The 18,705-nt window shown below is 40.6% G+C and carries 14 protein-coding genes; 9 read left to right on the forward strand and 5 right to left on the reverse strand.

Translation table 11 applies throughout. From position 1 onward, the window contains the following. Positions 1-14 precede the first annotated feature (14 nt). The 3 genes from MURRU_RS07855 to MURRU_RS07865 all read right to left on the reverse strand — a co-directional run bounded on the left by MURRU_RS07855 (position 15) and on the right by MURRU_RS07865 (position 3,633). Positions 15-1,748: a SulP family inorganic anion transporter gene (locus MURRU_RS07855; protein WP_014032923.1), complete on the reverse strand. Its 1,734-nt coding sequence runs from the start codon at positions 1,746-1,748 to the stop codon at positions 15-17. Between the two features lie 61 nt (positions 1,749-1,809). After that, a complete protein-coding gene (locus MURRU_RS07860) occupies positions 1,810-2,442 on the reverse strand; it encodes a Crp/Fnr family transcriptional regulator (protein ID WP_014032924.1) in 633 nt (210 codons plus the stop codon). Between the two features lie 114 nt (positions 2,443-2,556). Then, positions 2,557-3,633 (reverse strand): sulfatase-like hydrolase/transferase, encoded by a 1,077-nt coding sequence (locus tag MURRU_RS07865; RefSeq protein ID WP_041801400.1) that lies wholly within the window; start codon positions 3,631-3,633, stop codon positions 2,557-2,559. A 340-nt stretch (positions 3,634-3,973) separates the two neighbouring features. Here MURRU_RS07865 and MURRU_RS07870 point away from each other — a divergent pair, with 340 nt between their 5' ends. From MURRU_RS07870 to MURRU_RS07880, 3 genes are read left to right on the forward strand one after another with little or no spacing between them, the layout of a single operon-like run. Then, the gene (locus MURRU_RS07870) at positions 3,974-5,455 is read left to right on the forward strand and encodes a xylulokinase (protein ID WP_014032926.1); all 1,482 of its coding nucleotides are present in this window, start codon (positions 3,974-3,976) and stop codon (positions 5,453-5,455) included. Between the two features lie 15 nt (positions 5,456-5,470). Further along, on the forward strand, positions 5,471-6,796 hold the full coding sequence (xylA, locus tag MURRU_RS07875; protein WP_014032927.1) for a xylose isomerase: 1,326 nt from the start codon (positions 5,471-5,473) through the stop codon (positions 6,794-6,796). 59 nt (positions 6,797-6,855) lie between these two features. Continuing rightward, the gene (locus MURRU_RS07880; protein ID WP_014032928.1) at positions 6,856-8,505 is read left to right on the forward strand and encodes a solute:sodium symporter family transporter; all 1,650 of its coding nucleotides are present in this window, start codon (positions 6,856-6,858) and stop codon (positions 8,503-8,505) included. 149 nt (positions 8,506-8,654) lie between these two features. On the opposite strand, the gene MURRU_RS07885 is transcribed toward MURRU_RS07880, so the two are convergent. Continuing rightward, positions 8,655-9,347, reverse strand: a complete 693-nt coding sequence (locus MURRU_RS07885) for a LytR/AlgR family response regulator transcription factor (RefSeq protein WP_014032929.1) — start codon at positions 9,345-9,347, stop codon at positions 8,655-8,657. Between the two features lie 3 nt (positions 9,348-9,350). After that, complete coding sequence (locus MURRU_RS07890; RefSeq protein ID WP_245545073.1) at positions 9,351-10,316, reverse strand: sensor histidine kinase; 966 nt, start codon at positions 10,314-10,316, stop codon at positions 9,351-9,353. 300 nt (positions 10,317-10,616) lie between these two features. Here MURRU_RS07890 and MURRU_RS07895 point away from each other — a divergent pair, with 300 nt between their 5' ends. From MURRU_RS07895 to MURRU_RS07920, 6 genes are all read left to right on the forward strand, one after another. Then, positions 10,617-11,177 (forward strand): YceI family protein, encoded by a 561-nt coding sequence (locus MURRU_RS07895; RefSeq protein ID WP_014032931.1) that lies wholly within the window; start codon positions 10,617-10,619, stop codon positions 11,175-11,177. Between the two features lie 739 nt (positions 11,178-11,916). After that, a complete protein-coding gene (locus MURRU_RS07900; RefSeq protein WP_148261491.1) occupies positions 11,917-12,513 on the forward strand; it encodes a hypothetical protein in 597 nt (198 codons plus the stop codon). Continuing rightward, positions 12,510-15,275, forward strand: coding sequence for a TonB-dependent receptor (locus tag MURRU_RS07905; protein ID WP_014032933.1), 2,766 nt, complete (start codon positions 12,510-12,512; stop codon positions 15,273-15,275). The genes MURRU_RS07900 and MURRU_RS07905 overlap by 4 nt, the downstream gene beginning before the upstream one ends. A gap of 11 nt (positions 15,276-15,286) precedes the next feature. Beyond that, entirely contained in the window at positions 15,287-16,456 is a 1,170-nt protein-coding gene (locus MURRU_RS07910; protein WP_014032934.1) for a DUF4249 domain-containing protein, read from the forward strand. A gap of 39 nt (positions 16,457-16,495) precedes the next feature. Next, positions 16,496-18,217 (forward strand): hypothetical protein, encoded by a 1,722-nt coding sequence (locus MURRU_RS07915; protein WP_148261492.1) that lies wholly within the window; start codon positions 16,496-16,498, stop codon positions 18,215-18,217. Positions 18,218-18,395: 178 nt separating this feature from the next. Next, on the forward strand, positions 18,396-18,704 hold the full coding sequence (locus MURRU_RS07920; RefSeq protein WP_014032936.1) for a hypothetical protein: 309 nt from the start codon (positions 18,396-18,398) through the stop codon (positions 18,702-18,704). Position 18,705 lies beyond the last annotated feature (1 nt).

Raw genomic sequence — 18,705 nt, forward strand, 5'->3', positions numbered from 1 at the left:
TTCAGTCACCAAAGTTACAAACTCTTTGTCTTGGACTGTAAGGATACTTTTTTTTGCATAAGGCTTCGCTCCTTTTGTTCGCTACAAGAGTCCACCGCATCAAAAGTCTGGACAAACAGGTTTTCTTCCCCAAGAATATCAACGATTCCGCTACTGTACAGAATATCCCTTGTGGGACCTATGGCGGCTGCAATAAAAAAATGGATACCTCTTTTCCTCAAGTCGAGTATGATCCGTTCCAACATGCTCGCAGCACTGCTATCAATATAATTGATGGGTTCTGCATTTAGGATGATGTACTTGAGGACAGGGCCTTTTTTTTCGATCTGTCGATAGAGTTGTTTTTTAAAATAATCCTTATTGCCAAAATACAACTGGGCATCGAACCGTATAACCAATTTATCTGCATCCACTTCCACATCTTCCGAGAAACGGTCAATGTTCTTATAATAGTGGGTTCCCCTGACTTTTCCCAAAACGGCCATGTGAGGTTTGGATATTCTATATACGAGCAACATTAGGGAGAGCAATACTCCCAAAAGGATTCCCTCCATCAAACCAATAAAAAGGGTCATCAAAAAAGTGGCCGTCAACAGGAAAAACTCGTCCTTTCTGTTTTTCCACAATACCGAGGGGTATCTTATATCTATAAGGCCAACCACCGAAACTATGATGATGGCACCCAAGACCACTGTGGGTAATTTGTAAAACAAGGGAGTGAGGAAGAGCAGTACGCCCGCTATAATAAGTGTGCTAAAGATAAGTGACATCCCCGTTTTTGCCCCGGCCTGATCATTGACCGCGGTCCTTGAAAAACTGCCGGAAACTGAAAAAGACTGAAAGAATGAGCCCAAAATATTGGAAAGGCCCAAAGCTCGTAGCTCTTGGTCGGCATCCAGTTCGTATTCCGGATGTTTTTCCTCAACTGTCTTTGCTATGGAAACGGACTCCATAAACCCATAAAGCGCCACTGTTATGGCAATGGGCATGAGCTGTCCTATTTTGTCCCATTGGAATTGTGGGGGCTGAAAATCGGGAAGACCCTTTGGAATATCGCCCACAATATAGATTCCCTTTGTTTCCAAATTAAAAATCACTACTGCCAAGATACCGAGCACCACGATCAACAAGGGGGTGGGCAACTTTTTGTTGATGCTTTTTAGTAGAAACATCAAAAATATGGAAGCTGCGCCTAGCCCCAAGGTCAATAGGTCGACATTGTCCAGACTTCCAATAATATTGCCCAACAGTTCATAAATTTTACTGGACTGTGCAAAGCTTGTCCCTAATATGTGTTTCAATTGTCCCAGACCTATCAATATGGCAGCAGCGGATGTAAATCCGCTAATGACCGGTTTGGACAAAAAATTGACAAAAAAGCCCATTCTCAAAATACCCAAAAGAAGCTGTATTCCTCCTATGAGCAGGGTCAAAAAAAGTACGGTGGAAATATATTCCTCTGTGTTTACCAGTTGTAGTGCGCCAACCCCTGCGGCCACCAACAACGAATCCATGGCCACAGGCCCCACGCCCAATTGCCTTGATGTTCCCATGAGAGCATATACCAAGGGAGGCACCAATGCAGCATATAGCCCATAGATCGGAGGCATTCCCGCGATCATCGCATAGGCCATTCCTTGTGGCACCAACATGATTCCTACGGTAAGGCCCGCAACCAAGTCTCCTCGGAGCAATGATTTGTTGTATGTGGCCATCCAAGATAAAAATGGCAAGTACCGTTTGATCATGTGATAGGTTTTATACAAAAATAGGGTGACCCATGAAGAACCAATGTAACAAAGGACACACTTATAAATCCACAATTTGGATGTAACTTCGATGGAGCACCAGTTTCTTCATTTTTTCCAATTTTTTCAATAATCTGGAAACCACAACCCTTGAGGTGTGAAGATCATAGGCAATTTCTTGGTGTGTGTTTCGAATGCGGTTATCGTTGGTTACCTCGACTTTCTTTTGGAGGTAGTCCACCAATCTTTGATCTAAATTCTTGAACGCTATGCTGTCCACGGTCTGCAACAACTCGTTCAAACGGTTGTGGTAACTTTCAAAGACATAGTTCCGCCACCCTTTGTACTTGGCCATCCACTCTTCCATTTTCTGAACGGGAACCATTATCATTTCGGTTTCGGTTTCTGTTATGGCCCTGATCTCACTTTTGGTTTGCCCCATGCAACACGCCATGGTTACGGAACAGGTTTCGCCTTGTTCCAGATAATACAAGAGCAATTCATCTCCTTCATCATCTTCCCTGAGTACTTTTATGGCTCCTGACAACAGCAAGGGTATGCTTCTTATGTATTGTCCGATATCCATTATGGTTTCGCCTGCTGGGACTTCCACTAATTTCCCCGCTTCAAGAATCTCATCAATAAGGGGTTGTTCAAAATGGTTGCTAAATGTTGCTAAAAGCTCTTCTTTCATGTTATTAAAATACACTCCCCTAAGGTAACTATTTTAGTAAAACTGGGGTGTCCTTCAATAGCTTTAAAAGCAAAACCAGTACTCTTGGCACGGGTCTGTTGCTTTAACACAAACTTATAATTTTATTGGCTCTCCCTTAATTTCTTTTGCGACGGGCATTCCCATTATCTGCAGAATAGTCGGTGCAAATTGGTTGGAATACAATTGTTCTTCTCGCTCGACTTCTCCCAACGGTGTAATATTCTTTCCAAAAGCCATCATCCAAACAGCGCCGGCCCCTTTAATGTCGCTTCCATGGCTACGCCACGTACCCAAAGGCTCTGTTCCCCTGCCATGGTCGGTTGTGATGATAAAAACGGTTTGGCCTTTATAAAAATCGTCTTGTTGGGTAAATTCCCAAACTTCTTTGATCAAGGTATCCGTATTATGTGCTGATTTTAAATACGCTTGATAATCGCCATCATGGGCAAAATCATCCGTTTCACCGTAGGAGATATAGACCAGCTTTGGGTGCTCCTTTTTCATATATTCCAAGGCATAATGATGCGTGAATGCATCCAACCTTACCGAACCCCATGGACTTGGTATTTGCTCCTGAAGTTGATTCAAGAACTTTTCCCTTTCGTTCAAATTTTCTGTGGCAGCTTCAAAACCTGCATTTACGGGAACTCCAGAACGTTCTTCATTTATAATGAAGGGAAACACATCCCAACTACCAAAAGCGGCTACTTTGCCTTTTCCTTCGGGAGTGTTATTGTACCGCTCCAAAATAGTAATGTTGGGGTTTGGTATTTTATCATTGCTTTGGATAAGTGCATCGTCAGCGGCTCCCGTCAAAATTTCATTGTAACCTGGGTAGGAAAACCACATCGAGTTGGTCAAGTTTACTTTGCTGCCCAACTTTCGGTTGCCACGGATTTGCCCCATTTTTTCCACTTGGCCCCAGATAAATGGCAATAGTGCTTCTCTTCTTTCTTTAGGAATTTCTCTCCAGAAAGCTTCTTTCAACATGTCGGTTTCATGGACATAATCTTTATTGGCTATCAAAAGGGAATCTGCTCCTGTGAACAATTCCTGCCAACGAAAACCGTCCAAAGTAATCAATACCACTTTCGTGTCTTCTGTGTTTTGGGCGTTGCCAACCATTAAAGTTGCCAATACTGCGATTAAAAATAAAATATTGTTTCTCATTTTCTTTTTTGTTTGGTTATGGTGAATGGGGTGATAGTTGTAACACATTTCCTTTGGAAACTTTAAACCTCAACCATTGTTTTGAGGTGCCAAAAGTAGCAGGCGAAGAAGGTGGAACAAAAACTAAACTTGGTCGCTTTCCGACCTTGCTTTCATTAATCAATGTTTACAAAAAATAAAGGTTTGGTTTCAAATTACTCAAATTTATAAGAAGGTAACCGTACTTTTTAGTTTAAATTTTTGTTAGCAAACGATTATTGATTTATATGTTGAATTATTGAAACAATAAGGTACACTTCATAATAATTAGCTATTTTCATTGCCATTTTAATCTTGTTATATGTATTGGATAGGTTTCGATATTGGTAGTTCTTCCATAAAAGCTGCTTTGATCAGTGCTGACGATGGGAGTTTTGTAAGTATGGCCCAATATCCCGAGAAAGAAATGTCCATAACCTCGATCAATCCAGGTTGGGCAGAGCAAGATCCAGAGGTTTGGTGGAAAAACCTGTGTATCGCTACCAAAAAATTACTTTCAGAAAATAATGTCGATAAAAACAATATTAAGGGAATAGGCATTTCCTACCAAATGCACGGACTTGTAGTGGTGGACAAAGACCTTAATCCATTGAGGCCTTCCATTATTTGGTGCGATAGCAGGGCTGTAGCAACTGGGGAAAATTTGTTCCAAAAGGTTGGAAAGGAAAAATGTGTAGATCATTTGCTCAATTCACCCGGTAATTTTACACTATCCAAGCTAAAATGGGTCAAGGATAACGAATCTGATATATACCAAAAAATCCACAAGTTTATGCTTCCAGGTGATTTTATTGCCTTACGGTTATCCGGGGAGTGCGTTACCACCCCCTCGGGACTTTCCGAAGGGATAATGTGGGACTTTAAAAAGAACGACCTTGCCGATTGGCTTTTGGAAGCGGCAGAAATAGACCCTAAGCTTGTTTCCAAAATTTGTCCCTCGTTTTCAGAACAAGGATATGTGAACAAGCAGGGAGCCATGGAAAGTGGCCTGCCCGAAGGCATTCCCATAATGTACAGGGCCGGGGACCAACCCAACAACGCCCTTTCCCTCAATGTAATGGAGCCAGGGCAAATTGCCGCCACCGGAGGAACTTCCGGGGTTGTATATGCCATATCTGGACAGGAAAATACACGGGAGCATACAAGAATCAACAGTTTTGCGCACACCAACCATACAGCTCAAAAAACGCGAATAGGGAAACTATTGTGCATCAACGGTACAGGAATCCAGTACAGTTGGATCAAAAACGAACTGACCCATGGACTTTCTTACAATGATATGAACCAACAGGCCGAAACCATTCCGATCGGTTCCAATGGCCTTTGCATTCTTCCCTTTGGGAACGGTGCAGAACGCATGTTGGAAAATTGTAGAAAAGGCTCAAGGATCCTTAACCTCAACTTCAACATCCATAAAACGCCACATCTATTCCGGGCAGCACTCGAGGGCATTGCATTTGCGTTTGTGTACGGCATGGAAATATTACAAAACGACGGCGTTGATATTCAATCCATAAAAGCTGGAAACGACAACCTTTTTAGGGCAGGAATATTTTCCAAAACCATTTCTATACTCACACAGAGCCGGATTGACATTGTGGAAACCACTGGCGCCGTAGGGGCAGCCAGGGCTGCAGCCTATGCCTTTGGGGATTTTTCGAGTATTGCCGAAGCTACGGCATCTGACGCCATCCAATTAACCTACGAACCAGACAATAACCTTAACGAGTACAAACAGGTCTATGAAACATGGAAAAAGGCCTTAAATGATTATATTGATTAACTGAACATAAAAATTATGATTACAAAAGGAGACAAAGAATTTTTTAAAGGCATAGGCAAAATTCCTTTCGAGGGGAAAGAATCGGATAACCCTTTGGCTTTTAAATATTATGATGAAAATAAGATGGTAGGCGGCAAAACCATGAAAGAACATTTCAAATTTGCCATCGCCTACTGGCATACTTTTAACGACACGGGTAGCGACCCCTTTGGGGCACCCACCAAAAATTTCCCGTGGTTGATCAATACAGACCCTGTTCAGCAGGCCAAGGACAAAATGGATGCCGCCTTCGAATTCATCACAAAAATTGGTGCGCCCTATTACTGTTTCCACGATATTGACCTGATTGATGAGGGCAGTACCTTGGCCGAATCGGAAAAAAGATTGGACATCATAACGGATTATGCCCAAGAAAAGATGAAGGAATCCGGAGTTAAATTGCTCTGGGGAACGGCAAACTGTTTCAGCCATCCACGCTACATGAACGGAGCCGCTACCAACCCCGATTTTGACGTGGTAGCCACTGCAGGAGCCCAAGTTAAAAATGCACTCGATGCCACCATCAAACTTGGAGGGGAAAACTATGTGTTCTGGGGAGGACGCGAAGGGTACATGTCATTGCTCAACACCGATATGGGCCGCGAACAGGACCATATGGCACGCTTCCTGCACATGGCAAAGGATTATGCCCGTGCGCAAGGGTTTAAAGGAACATTCTTTATTGAGCCCAAACCCATGGAACCCACAAAGCACCAATACGACTTTGATTCGGCCACTGTTATCGGGTTCCTTACCAAATACGATTTATTGGACGATTTTAAACTCAATATTGAGGTAAACCACGCAACTCTGGCACAACATACCTTTGAGCATGAACTGCAAGTGGCAGCGGACAACAATCTTTTGGGAAGCATTGATGCCAATAGGGGCGATTACCAAAACGGTTGGGACACAGACCAGTTCCCTGTTGATGTTTACGAGCTGGCCCAAGCTATGTTGGTAATCCTGCAAGCAGGTGGTTTCCAAGGTGGAGGCATTAATTTTGATGCCAAACTGAGAAGAAACTCCACCGATCTGGAAGACATTTTCTATGCGCACATTGGGGGAATGGATGCATTTTCAAGGGCATTGTTGGCGGCCAACGCCATTTTGGAAAATTCCAATTACCTTAGCTTGCGAAAAAATCGCTACGCATCTTTTGATACCGGTTCTGGGAAGGCATTCGAGGAAGGTGAACTTTCTTTGGAAGACCTTTATGCACATGCTACAACCCATCAGGACATCAAAAAAATCAGCGGTAAGCAAGAATTGTTCGAAAATATTATCAACCAGTATATTTGATCAAACAATCGACTAAACAAACCGTTTTGGTCTAAAGCCGAAACATCAAACTTTATTTTATGGCACTTATTTCGTTTTTAGGATTCACACTTTTAGTGGGGATAATATCCTGGTGGTCCGTTAGAAAAACAGATGAATCTTCCTCCGACGGCTACTTTTTGGGAGGCAGGAGTCTTACCGCAGGGGTCATTGCCGGCTCCCTGTTATTGACCAATCTGTCCACGGAACAAATAGTGGGCCTTAATGGGAGCGCCTATAAAGATGGTCTTTCGGTAATGGCCTGGGAAACCTTGGCCGCGCTTGCCATTGTGGTCACAGCATTATTTTTGCTGCCACGCTATTTAAAAGGCGGGCTAACTACGGTACCCCAGTTTTTGGCCAAGCGTTTTGATGTTACCACAAAAACCATAACCTCTGGATTGTTCCTAACGGGGTATGTGGTGGTATTGCTGCCAGTAATTCTTTATTCTGGATCGGTGGCCATAAGCGGCATGTTCGATGTTCCTGGATTACTTGGGGTCTCGGATTCCACTGCCTTGGTAATTTGTATCTGGGGAATTGGTATCATAGGATCCATTTATGCCGTTTTTGGTGGATTGAAAGCAGTTGCCGTTTCGGACAGTATCAACGCGGTCGGACTTATAATCGGGGGAATACTGATTCCTGTTTTTGGTTTGATGGCGATAGGCGATGGAAGTGTTTTGGGAGGGCTGGAAACCTTAATGGCCGCCAACCCCGAACGTTTCGATTCTACAGGAAACCCCGGACAAGAAGTCCCCTTTGCCACTATTTTTACCGGAATGATGCTGGTTCAGCTTTTTTATTGGGGCACCAACCAACAGATCATTCAGCGTGGATTGGGCGCCAAAAACTTGGCGGAAGGGCAAAAAGGACTTTTATTGGCGGCATTCTTAAAAATTTTGGGACCAATCATTTTGGTATTGCCCGGAATGATCGCCTACTACTATTTTGAAGGAGGACTTGCAAGCAGCGACCTTGCTTATCCGGAACTGGTTAGGGCAGTACTGCCAAAACCGCTGATGGGCTTTTTTGCGGCAGTTCTGTTCGGTGCTATCCTGAGCTCTTTTAATAGTGTGCTCAACAGTTCGGTTACCTTGTTCGGGATAGATATCTACAAACAGCACATCAATAAAAATGCATCTGAAACGACCGTGGTAAAATATGGTAAGGTGTTTGGCGTATGTTTGGCACTAGCAGCCATGTTTATCGCCCCGCTCATTGCCAATGCTGGTAGTTTGTTCAACTATCTACAAGAAATCAACGGAATATACAGTATCCCGATTTTCACGATCATTGTAGTTGGATATCTTACAAAAAGGGTCCCTGCCATTGCAGCTAAAATCGGTATCCTTTCAGGATCCGTTCTTTATATCATCAGCCAATTTATTATTGGTCCCAAAATGGTAGCTAATGCCCTTGCCGAAGCTAAGGCAAATGGAATTACCGACCCTGCTGAACTAAACATGGTAGAGGCTGGAGCATATCCGCATTATCTTCATGTAATGGCCATATTGTTCGTTTCCAACATCATTATTATGCTGATTATTGGAAAATTCTATCCAAGAAAGGAACCTTTCCAACTGGAGTACACCAAACAGGTATCCATAGAGCCTTGGAAACATGTAAAACTGGCAAGTGGGTTTATCGCTTTTATTGTAATTGCCATCTATATCTACTTTGCTAAGTAGAACCGATTGAATGGAAACAAAAGAGGTCTAAAAAGTCAATTGTCGTCAACCTGAACTTGTTTCAGGTTCTCATGATTGTTTGTTTACCAACGTGATGGGATTCTGAAATAAATTCAGAATGACGCGTTTCAATACTTTTTAGACTTTTTTTATTGCAATATGTTTTTTAAGAAATTGTCTTTGTATGCCCTCCCCATAGGTATTTTGGCACCATTGGTCAACAAAACTAAATTACCCGAGATCCTATCAATCTTTTTGGTGTTGATGATATGGGATTTGTGTATTTGATAAAATTGGCTGCCGCCCAATACCTCTACCCAGTGGCGTAGTGGCTCATTGGACAATATTTTCTTTTCCTTGAAGTGGATTTCGGTATAATCGGAATCTGAAGTAATCGTAAAAATGTCCTTTATCAATACCTTGATATGTTCGTGGCTGGATTTTACGTAGATTTCCGCAAGGGGCGGAGTATCGTTTTTAGATATGATATGTTCGTGCTTGGCGTTTACTTTGTTTATGGCCTGCAAAAAACGCTGGAAAGAAAATGGTTTTAGCAGGTAATCCACAACATTCAGGTCGTATCCTTCAAGGGCGTATTCGGAAAAAGCAGTGGTCAAGATAACCTGTGGCGGTTCCGGAATACTTTTTAAGAAATCCAACCCGTTAATTTTAGGCAAATGGATGTCCAAAAACATCAAATCCACCGAATCGGTATTCAAGAATTCCATCGCCTTCAGCCCATCGGAAAATACATCTACCAACTCCAAGGTGGGTACATCTTGGATAAATTTTCTTAAAATTCGCTGTGCAGGCGGTTGGTCTTCAACAATAATACACCTCATAACCTATACTTTTTCCAATTCCAATCTTAGGAACACATTATAGGAATTGTCGGCCTCTTCTATTTTTAAAACATGTTTTTTAGGGTACAACAGTTCAAGGCGTTTTCGTACGTTCTTTAAACCTATCCCCTTTGCAACACTGTCCAGGCTAAATCCCGGTTCATAGTTGTTCTTGCAACTAAACTCCAATGTAGCATTACTCAGTTTTACGGATATGTCTATTTCGATATCGGATGATTGGCCGGACTGACTGTGCTTAAAAGCATTTTCAATAAATACAATCAAGATCAAGGGTGCGATCTTATACTCCCCTTCAATCTTGTCCACATCAAACCGAACCTCGCCCCTATCCTCTATCTGCAGTTTGTACAACCGGATAAAGTTGCCCAATTGCTCCAATTCCTTTTTTAAAGGTACAAACTGTTCCTTGGATTCGTACAACATATACCGCAGTACCCCGCTCATTTCAAGAATGATCTCTGGGGTCTTTGGCGATTCCTGCAAGGCATAAGAATAAAGGTTGTTCAAATTATTGAACAAAAAATGGGGGTTTATCTGACTTCGCAAAAATTGCAGTTCGCTTTCTTGTATGGTCGTTTCGAGTTCATCTATTTGAGCTTGTTTTTTTAGGGCATCCCAACCAAATTTGCACCCAGAAAGAATGAACATTACGGGCAAAACCCCTAAAAGGGAGATATAGATCCCTGGGAAAGTATCCGCCCTTTTTGTATTGGGAAATATAAGAGGCTCCAAAACCGTTTCTTCTATGGTAATTATCATCGCTACGACCATGCCGGCTCCTAAAAAGAATTGCCAATATTTTTTTTTGTACAAAAATTTGGGCATGAGGTAATACGTAATCGCTACAGTGGCAAGGGCGTAAAACAAAAGGAATATAGCCCGGTGCACAACTATGCTTCCTGTATGTCTTTCAAAAGAAAAAAACAGCAGCACTAGTATGTGGAGCACTATTTGAAAAAGAAGTTCTTTTTTAGAAATCAATACACAATAATTAATTAGAGCCAAAACTATAGATAAAACTGTTGTAAATGAAAAGCAGTTTTACCAACAACCAAATTTACCCCCTAAACGACATTTTACTTCTTGTCATTCATAATTAATTGGTTGATTGAGGGTTAACCTATGTCGTTCACGGAAAATATTTACAATTCACATTCTGATGGTCCATATTTAAACCGGGTCATCGTCAAATATGAAGACTCACAAGTTTAAAAAAAACAATATCACTAACACTTAAATCACTCAACAATGAAGAAGACATTTCTCGCACTGGCATTCTTAACCTCTTTTATGGTTGTGGCACAATCTACATGGAAATCGGATGGAGCACACTCCAAGGTAGGTTTTGGCATTACCCATTTAATGATATCGGAAATAGAAGGACATTTTAGCGACTTTGACATAATAGCGACCGCAACCGATACCTTTGACGAGGCTGAATTTACCGTTGACATTAAAACAACCAGTATTGATACGGATAACGATAGACGCGACGACCATTTAAGAAGTGCTGATTTTTTTGATGCTGAAAAGTATCCTTCCATTACCTTTAAAAGCACCAATTTTGAAAAAACAGGGGACAATACCTTTAAACTGACCGGAGACCTTAGTATGCACGGTGTTACCAAACCGGTAAGCTTGGAAGGAAAAGTGAACGGGATAATTACTGACCAGCGAAGCCAAAAATTGAAAGCAGGGCTCAAACTGACCGGAACTATTAACCGATTGGAGTTTGGTGTTGGTGGCGACACGCCTACTTTGGGCGATGAGGTGGAAATTACCATTAACCTAGAAATGGCCCAACAGTAACATATAATCCTTCGTGTAGCATATAAAGAGGTCGCCTAAAAATATATAGGCGGTCTTTTTAATTAAGGTTTTTGTGGGTGTATGCTTTACTGTTTCGATTTCATTTGGATAAAATTGGGCTAGAGGGTCTACATGCCCTAAAAGTTATTTCTTTAAGGTTGTGTACCGTGACAATGAGCCCTAATTCGGTCTCCACCTTATTGATGCTCCCTTAACAGTTCTCATCTCTTGCTCTTTTTTAATACTATCTTCTGGTCGATTGGGGACCCTGTTAGGCACAAATCTGGGGCAGTCCATTTTTTTTGTTTGTATTTGCCGATTATGCATTTACAATTGATAGCAAGTGCTTATCAAAGCTTTCCAGTATAAATTTTGAAAGCAATGAGTCTTAAATACTAATCCAACATTTTTTTGCATGAATTTTAAAAAGATTCCTCTAGAATTCGTTTGAGTAAAGGTGAGCAGGAAAATATTTTATGAATTTTGTGGGATTCAAATAAATAGCTACAGCTTTAAAATAACTAAAATCTTATATTTACCATTGAAAATAGTTTTATCCAGATTGATAAAAAATAACAACAAGAGACATAATGTTAGCACTTTCAAGAGGGATACTTCTATTCAGTTGATGGTTCTTATACTTATCTTTTCTACCTCTTTGTTGGCACAAGGCCAAACAAATAAAATAACAGCACCTAAAGTTTACTCAACGTTCGACTCTATTGTCGGGGAGCAAAACATGGCATTGTACAATGGTCCCATATTTAAGGAAAGGTCGACAGGTGCTTCCGATACACATGCATATTTTTTAGAAACCAATTTTTTGAAAGGGGACATCATCTTTGATGAACAACCCTATTTTGAGCAAAATCTCAAATACAATGTTCATTTGGATGAGCTTTTGATCACCCCAAAATTTAACCCGACCGGGCTGTTGGTCCGACTTGTAAAAAACAAGGTTAAAGAATTTACAATCGATGGGCACCGTTTTATACGCCTGCCTTCTACATTGAGGGACAGCCAACAATATGGATATTTGGAGGTTCTGGAAAGCGAAGAAGGTAATTTGTTGCTAAAAAAGTATAGAAAGAAGAGCGTGCAATCAAGACGGGAAAGTCAAGTGATCACTGAATATGAAGAAAGCATAGATTACATTTTGTTGTTTGGGGAAGAACTTATAAAAGCAAACACAAAAAACCAATGGAACAATGTTTTTGTTGACCAAAAGAAAGAGCTTAGGGATTTATTTAAGCAGAATAGGATAGCATTTAAAACTGACAAGGATACCTTTTTTAAACTGTTGTTCAATAAATTGGTAAACCCAACAGAATTATGAGAAATTATTTAGTCTTGATTCTGTTTGTCTTGGTTTTCAAGATATCATATTCCCAATTTAACGAAAAGGAGCTGTCTTTCACTTTTGAGAACGTTTCCCATTTAGAAGCTCTGCAAAAAATTAATTCGGACACAGATTATCAAATTTATTATCTGCAGAATTGGTTTACGGACAGTCTAATTCAAAAAAAATATACCAATGAAAATATAGAGTATATTGTGGCAGACCTATTGAAAGGCACAATGGTGAATTATTTTCTGTATCCGCCCAATAAAATAATACTTACCAACAATAACAATATTTACAGTAACCTTCCCGAAGGATTTTTTGGAAAAGATTCAGCAGAAGTCCAGACTGTGTCAGCTTCCAGAAAGGTGGCTCCAATATTTTATGCAAAAGGAGATGAAAGCGTTTCCAAAAGTATGGAAACCATCAGGGTGGGTCGAGAAACTGGCGATAAATCAAAGGAAACGTACACGCTTAGCGGCTATATCACAAACTTTGAGTCTGGAGATCCAATTCCAGATATGACCATTTCAACCAATGACAACCGATTGCTTGCCGTAACTAGTTTTGAGGGGTTTTATCGTATTGAATTACCAATAGGATCCAATATTTTAAAGTTTAGGGCGCTGGGCATAGAGAGGACCGAAAAGGAAATCATCATTTTTAACGATGGCACTTTGGATTTGGAGTTCAATGAAAGTATTGAGCAGCTGGATGAAGTGGTAGTGGAGGGAGATATTTACAAAAATATTGAAGAAACTGTAAGCGGAACAGAAGAAATCGATAGTGAAGAAAGCAAAACTATTCCTTTGGTCCTTGGTGAAAGGGATGTCTTAAAAGTTGCAACGGCATTGCCGGGAATATCATCGGCCGGTGAAGGGGCAACAGGATTTAATGTTAGGGGAGGAAAGGCAGACCAAAATTTGGTATTGTTTGATGGTGCCACCATGTACAACCCCCAGCACTTCTTTGGAATATTTTCAGCCATTAATCCTTTTTCAATAGGGCAATTGGAGGTGTATAAGGGAAATATTCCAGCAAAATTTGGAGGTCGTTTATCTTCAGTTTTTGATATTAAAACAAAAGATGGCGACAATTCCGAGTTTAAGGGTGAAGCCTCATTGGGTCCTGTAACGGGCAATTTGGTTTTGGAAACTCCGGTGGTAAAGGGAAAATCCTCGTTTATGTTTGGTGCCAGAGGTGCTTATGCTAACTGGATCTTACGATCTATGAAAGAGGAATCTTTGAGTAAAAGTCGCGCAACATTTTATGATGGAGTGGCCAATTATACCCATCAGGTGAATGAGAACAACAAAATAAAGGCTACGGCATACTACAGTAAGGACAATTTTAGTATTTCCTCTGACTCCCTTTACATTTATGATAACAGGTTGGTATCACTAAGATGGCAGCATAAGTTCAACGACAAGCACTTATCCGAGGTTCAGATTGCCAATAGCGGTTACACTTTTAATATAGAATATGAAAGAGGGGCCAACAATGATTTTGACTTAGGTTATAAAATCAACGAAACAGAAGCGAGGATAAACTTGGATTACTTGCACAGCACCGACCTCAAATTTAACTACGGGGTCGAAGGAAAGCTATATGCCGTAGCGCCTGGAACTTTGGAACCCTTAAACGAAGAATCCTCGGTGGAATACAATTCCTTGGAAAAGGAGAGGGCTTTGGAATCGGCAGCATATATATCGGCAAATTATAGTATAACCAAAAAGTTTGCCGTCGATTTGGGGTTGAGGTATTCCACGTTCATGGCTTTGGGAGAACAAACCCAGTATGAGTACGAAGAGGGAGCTCCGAAGAATCAGGGTACTGTTCGGGACACGATCCAATATGGCAACAATGAAGTAATAGAAACCTACGGTGGCCCCGAGATAAGGGCAGGAGCACGATACCTACTTACCCCCAGTCTATCTTTAAAAGCAGGATACAACAGATCCATTCAGTACGTTCACATACTTACCAATAACACTACAATTTCGCCAATTGATACATGGAAACTCTCCGATTTGAACATTGAACCTCAAACAGGACATCAATATTCCTTTGGAGTATTTAAAAACCTGGATGCCAATGCCTACGAAATAAGCTTGGAAGGGTTTTATAAAACAAGCGACAAGGTATTGGATTTTAAAACGGGAGCACAGCTATTGATGAATGAGAATGTGGAAACCGAAGTATTGCAAGGGGAAGGGAAATCTTATGGGGTAGAATTCTTGTTAAGAAAAAACAGGGGTAAATTAAACGGTTGGCTGGGTTATACCTATTCACGTTCCTTTTTAAAATTGGATAGTGAGTTCGAAGAGGAAAGAGTGAACAATGGAGAGTTTTTCCCCTCGAATTTTGATAAACCTCACGATTTGAGTATGGTGGCCAATTACAAGTTTACCAAAAGATTTAGTCTGTCCGCAAATTTTGTGTACCAAACCGGTAGACCTGTTACTGTTCCCGTGGGCAATTTTACTTTTAATGATGCTGAATATGCCGTTTATAGTGATAGAAACAGCTACCGAATCCCTGATTTTTATAGGTTGGACCTCGGTTTTAATATAGAAGGGAACCACAAGCTCAATAAGGTTGGACATAGCTTTTGGACCATTTCTGTATACAATGTTTTGGGCAGGAACAACCCTTACTCGGTTTTTTATGTCACAGAGAATGGAAATGTTGAGGCTTATAAGAGCTCTATTTTCTCAATACCGGTTCCTTCCATAACCTACAATTTTAAATTTTGAAACCGCTCAGTATGCCAACAGGAAATCGTTTTATCTTTTTGTTAGTCACAGGAGTTTTACTGGCCATTAGCGCCTGTACTGAGCCTTTTGAAGTAGAGACAACGGACTTTGAAGATATCCTGATAATCAATGCCAGTATTACCACAGAGACCAAACGCCACGAAATTTTTATTACCAGAAGCTACGAAGAAGGTGATGACGAAGTACAGGTTTCCGGAGCAATGGTGGAGGTTCTGGTAAATAATGCCAGTTCAATTCAATTTGAGGAAGCATCGCCCGGGGTTTACCGATCTACTGTTGGGTTCGCGGCAGAGACGGGGATAGATTATCAATTAAGGGTTACGGATGAAAAGGGTGAAACGTTTGCTTCGCCCCAAGTACAATTAACGGCCCCAACAACAATAGATGAGATAACGGCCAAGAGGGTTTTGAACGAGGATGGAGAAGATGGGGTCGAAATTTATGTGGATGGAACATCCACGGGCGATAATGAAGGATATTTTAGATATGAGTACGAGGAAACCTATAGATGGGAATCTTTTTATAAGCCATTGCAGGGCTTTAGGATTGTTTCCGAGTCACCGCCGCTTCTCGAAATCGTTTACAAGGAAAAGGAGGAAAGGGTGTGTTATGTTACCGAAACATCCAATAGAATCCTGATTGCTGAAACCAATAACTTGGCTGAAGACGAGGTCGTGGATTTCCCCGTTCGTTTTATAGAACGAAGGGATAGAAGAATAGCACATAGATATAGTATTTTAGTAAAGCAATACGCCCAAACCAGTGTATCTCATGAGTTTTATCAAACCTTGAAGAGCTTTTCCAGTAGTGATAATCTGTTTTCTCAGCCCCAACCCGGTCTTATAGTTGGGAACGTTAGGCATATGAACGATGATAGTGTTAAGGTAGTAGGTCTTTTTGAGGTGGTCTCCTTTACCACAAATCGGTTCTTTTTCAGTTTCCAAGAAATTTTTGGGAACGATATCCCATTTTTGGATGATTGTGAGTTCGACCGTTATAGTTCACTTTCCGACCCTGAACTTTTTCAACGGGTTCAGAGTGGTCAATACAAATATATTGGGGAAGACCCGCCCCTCGTCTATCAAGTTGCTCCTGCTAGATGTGTGGATTGCACCTTATTTGGTTCCAACGAAGTACCGGATTTTTGGGAAGAACAATAATTGGATATGACAATGCTAAAAAAGTATGTGTTACAAATAATGACTTTTTTCCTCGTTGCGGTTGCTGCGGGCCAGTCCAATATGCCTTATTCCGCATATTCTAATTTGATCAAAGATATTGGTACGGAGGGCGTCTATGTCCATTATAATACCAACCTTCTGTTCACGGGCGAGTATCTTCATTTTAAGTTGTATGCTCTCAGCAAAAAGAATCAATCCCTTTCAAAAACAAGTAAAATTGCCTATGTAGAGCTTTTGGACGGGGATGGGGAGCGTAAAATAATTCAAAAGGTAAAACTGGTCGATGGAATGGGGCAGGGAGACATTTTTGTGCCGACCAATTTGGATTCTGGTCATTACACCTTTGTGGCCTACACAGCCTATATGAAAAACTGGCCAAGCGACACTTTTTTTGCAGATGATGTTGTTGTTTTGAACCCCTATACCAATGATCAAAAAGTGTTTTGGGAATCAAAAGGCAAAGACTCATTGGATGATGGTCTAATGAATTTAAACAAGGAAGCTACAAAAACCTTGAGCAAGGATTTGGGGTTGGCCTTGGATAAATCACAATATGGGAAAAGAGAAAAAGTGAGATTAAAGGTTGAAACCAAACCAAATAATTCCGGAATATACTCAATATCAGTACGAAAACTATCCAAAGAACTTACTTATGGTGACAGAATCTCGCCAGTAGATTACACTAAGAACTATAAATTAGTGGATTTAGACGAGGCAAGCAATGATTATTTACCCGATTTAAGGGGAGAAATGGTTGCAGGTCGCCTTTCCAGTATTAATGGCTTGCAAACAATGAACAAAAAGGTGGTTTTTTCCTTACCAGGAAACCAATATTCGTTTAAGATGGTCACTACAGATTCAGAAGGTAAGTTTAGGTTTTCGTTGCATTCGGAAAACTTGGATACAGAATCAATTTTTCAGGTATGGGGTGTTGATAAGGACCAATACTCGGTTGAGGTTGCCTCGGTTCCCGAATTAAATTTGAGGAGAAGCCCATCAAAACATTTTGTTTTAAATAAGGGCATGAAAAAATTGATTGAGGAACGAAGTACCCATAATCAAATAGAAAATGCATATTTCAATAGTAAACCCGATACCGTAAAGTTGAACAATAATTTTATACCCATCTACGGCAATAATTTTATAGAGTACAATTTAGATGAGTATACACGGTTCCCCACTTTTAGGGAAACTTTGGTGGAGATAGTGGATAATGCCTGGATCGCTTCAAATAATGAGGGAGAGGAGAACATCTTTGTCAGGGATTTTGAGGCCACCAATATGGATGTGGGGTACAATCCGTTGATAATTGTTGATGGAATTCTGCTCCAAGACCATGAGGATTTAATAGACTATGATGTAAAAAGGGTAGAGACCATAAGATTGGCCAGAAACCAATATGTTGTAGGAGGCCAAATTTTTCAAGGAGTTTTTGATGTAAAAACGTTTGATTCTGATTTTGCAGAGAATTATCAGAAAACATATTTAAATAAAATATCATTGCTAAGGCCCAAACCTCAAAAAAAGTATTTCAAACAAAATTATGGGAGTAAAACCTTTGGGACAATTCCAGATTTTAGACAGCAATTGTTGTGGGAGCCTAATTTGGAACTAGGGGAACCTACAACTACTTTGGAATTTTATACATCTGACCTCGAAGGGGAATTTGAGATTGTAATTGAAGGCTTTACAGCTAGAATGCAGCCTGTAAAAGTGGTGACAAAGTTCAAGGTTCAATGATTTCCTTAACTTAATCTTTTTATGTACTCCTTCTTAACCCTTTTTTAATACTATCTTCAGGTTCACACCATATTTGGTCGATAAAATCATTTCAATTTTGACAACACAAGATTTTTTTTATAATTTTTCAATACAATCACATTTGTTCTAACTTAGGGCAAGAAGTAACCACAGCATCATGGATAACCTCAAACGCGTAATTGTAGACTATAAAAAATTGACCTCGGAGGTGCTCAAGCTTTTGGTGGAAAAATACCCCGATGGATATGGAGACGATGATGTAATCAACTTCAAGAACCTAAAAGGAGAATCCATAGAAGCCGTGGAAGTATCCACTCAGGATACCAAATACCTCGTAAAGATCAGTTCCAAATTGGAGCGGACCATGGCCGACTTTGACGAAGATGATAGCGAAGATTTTGATTCGGAGGATTTTGAAAAAATCCCTGAGGGCGATGAGGACTTTTCAGATTCCGAAGAAGAATAAT

The organism is Allomuricauda ruestringensis DSM 13258, assembly GCF_000224085.1.
GTDB classification, from domain to species: domain Bacteria; phylum Bacteroidota; class Bacteroidia; order Flavobacteriales; family Flavobacteriaceae; genus Flagellimonas; species Flagellimonas ruestringensis.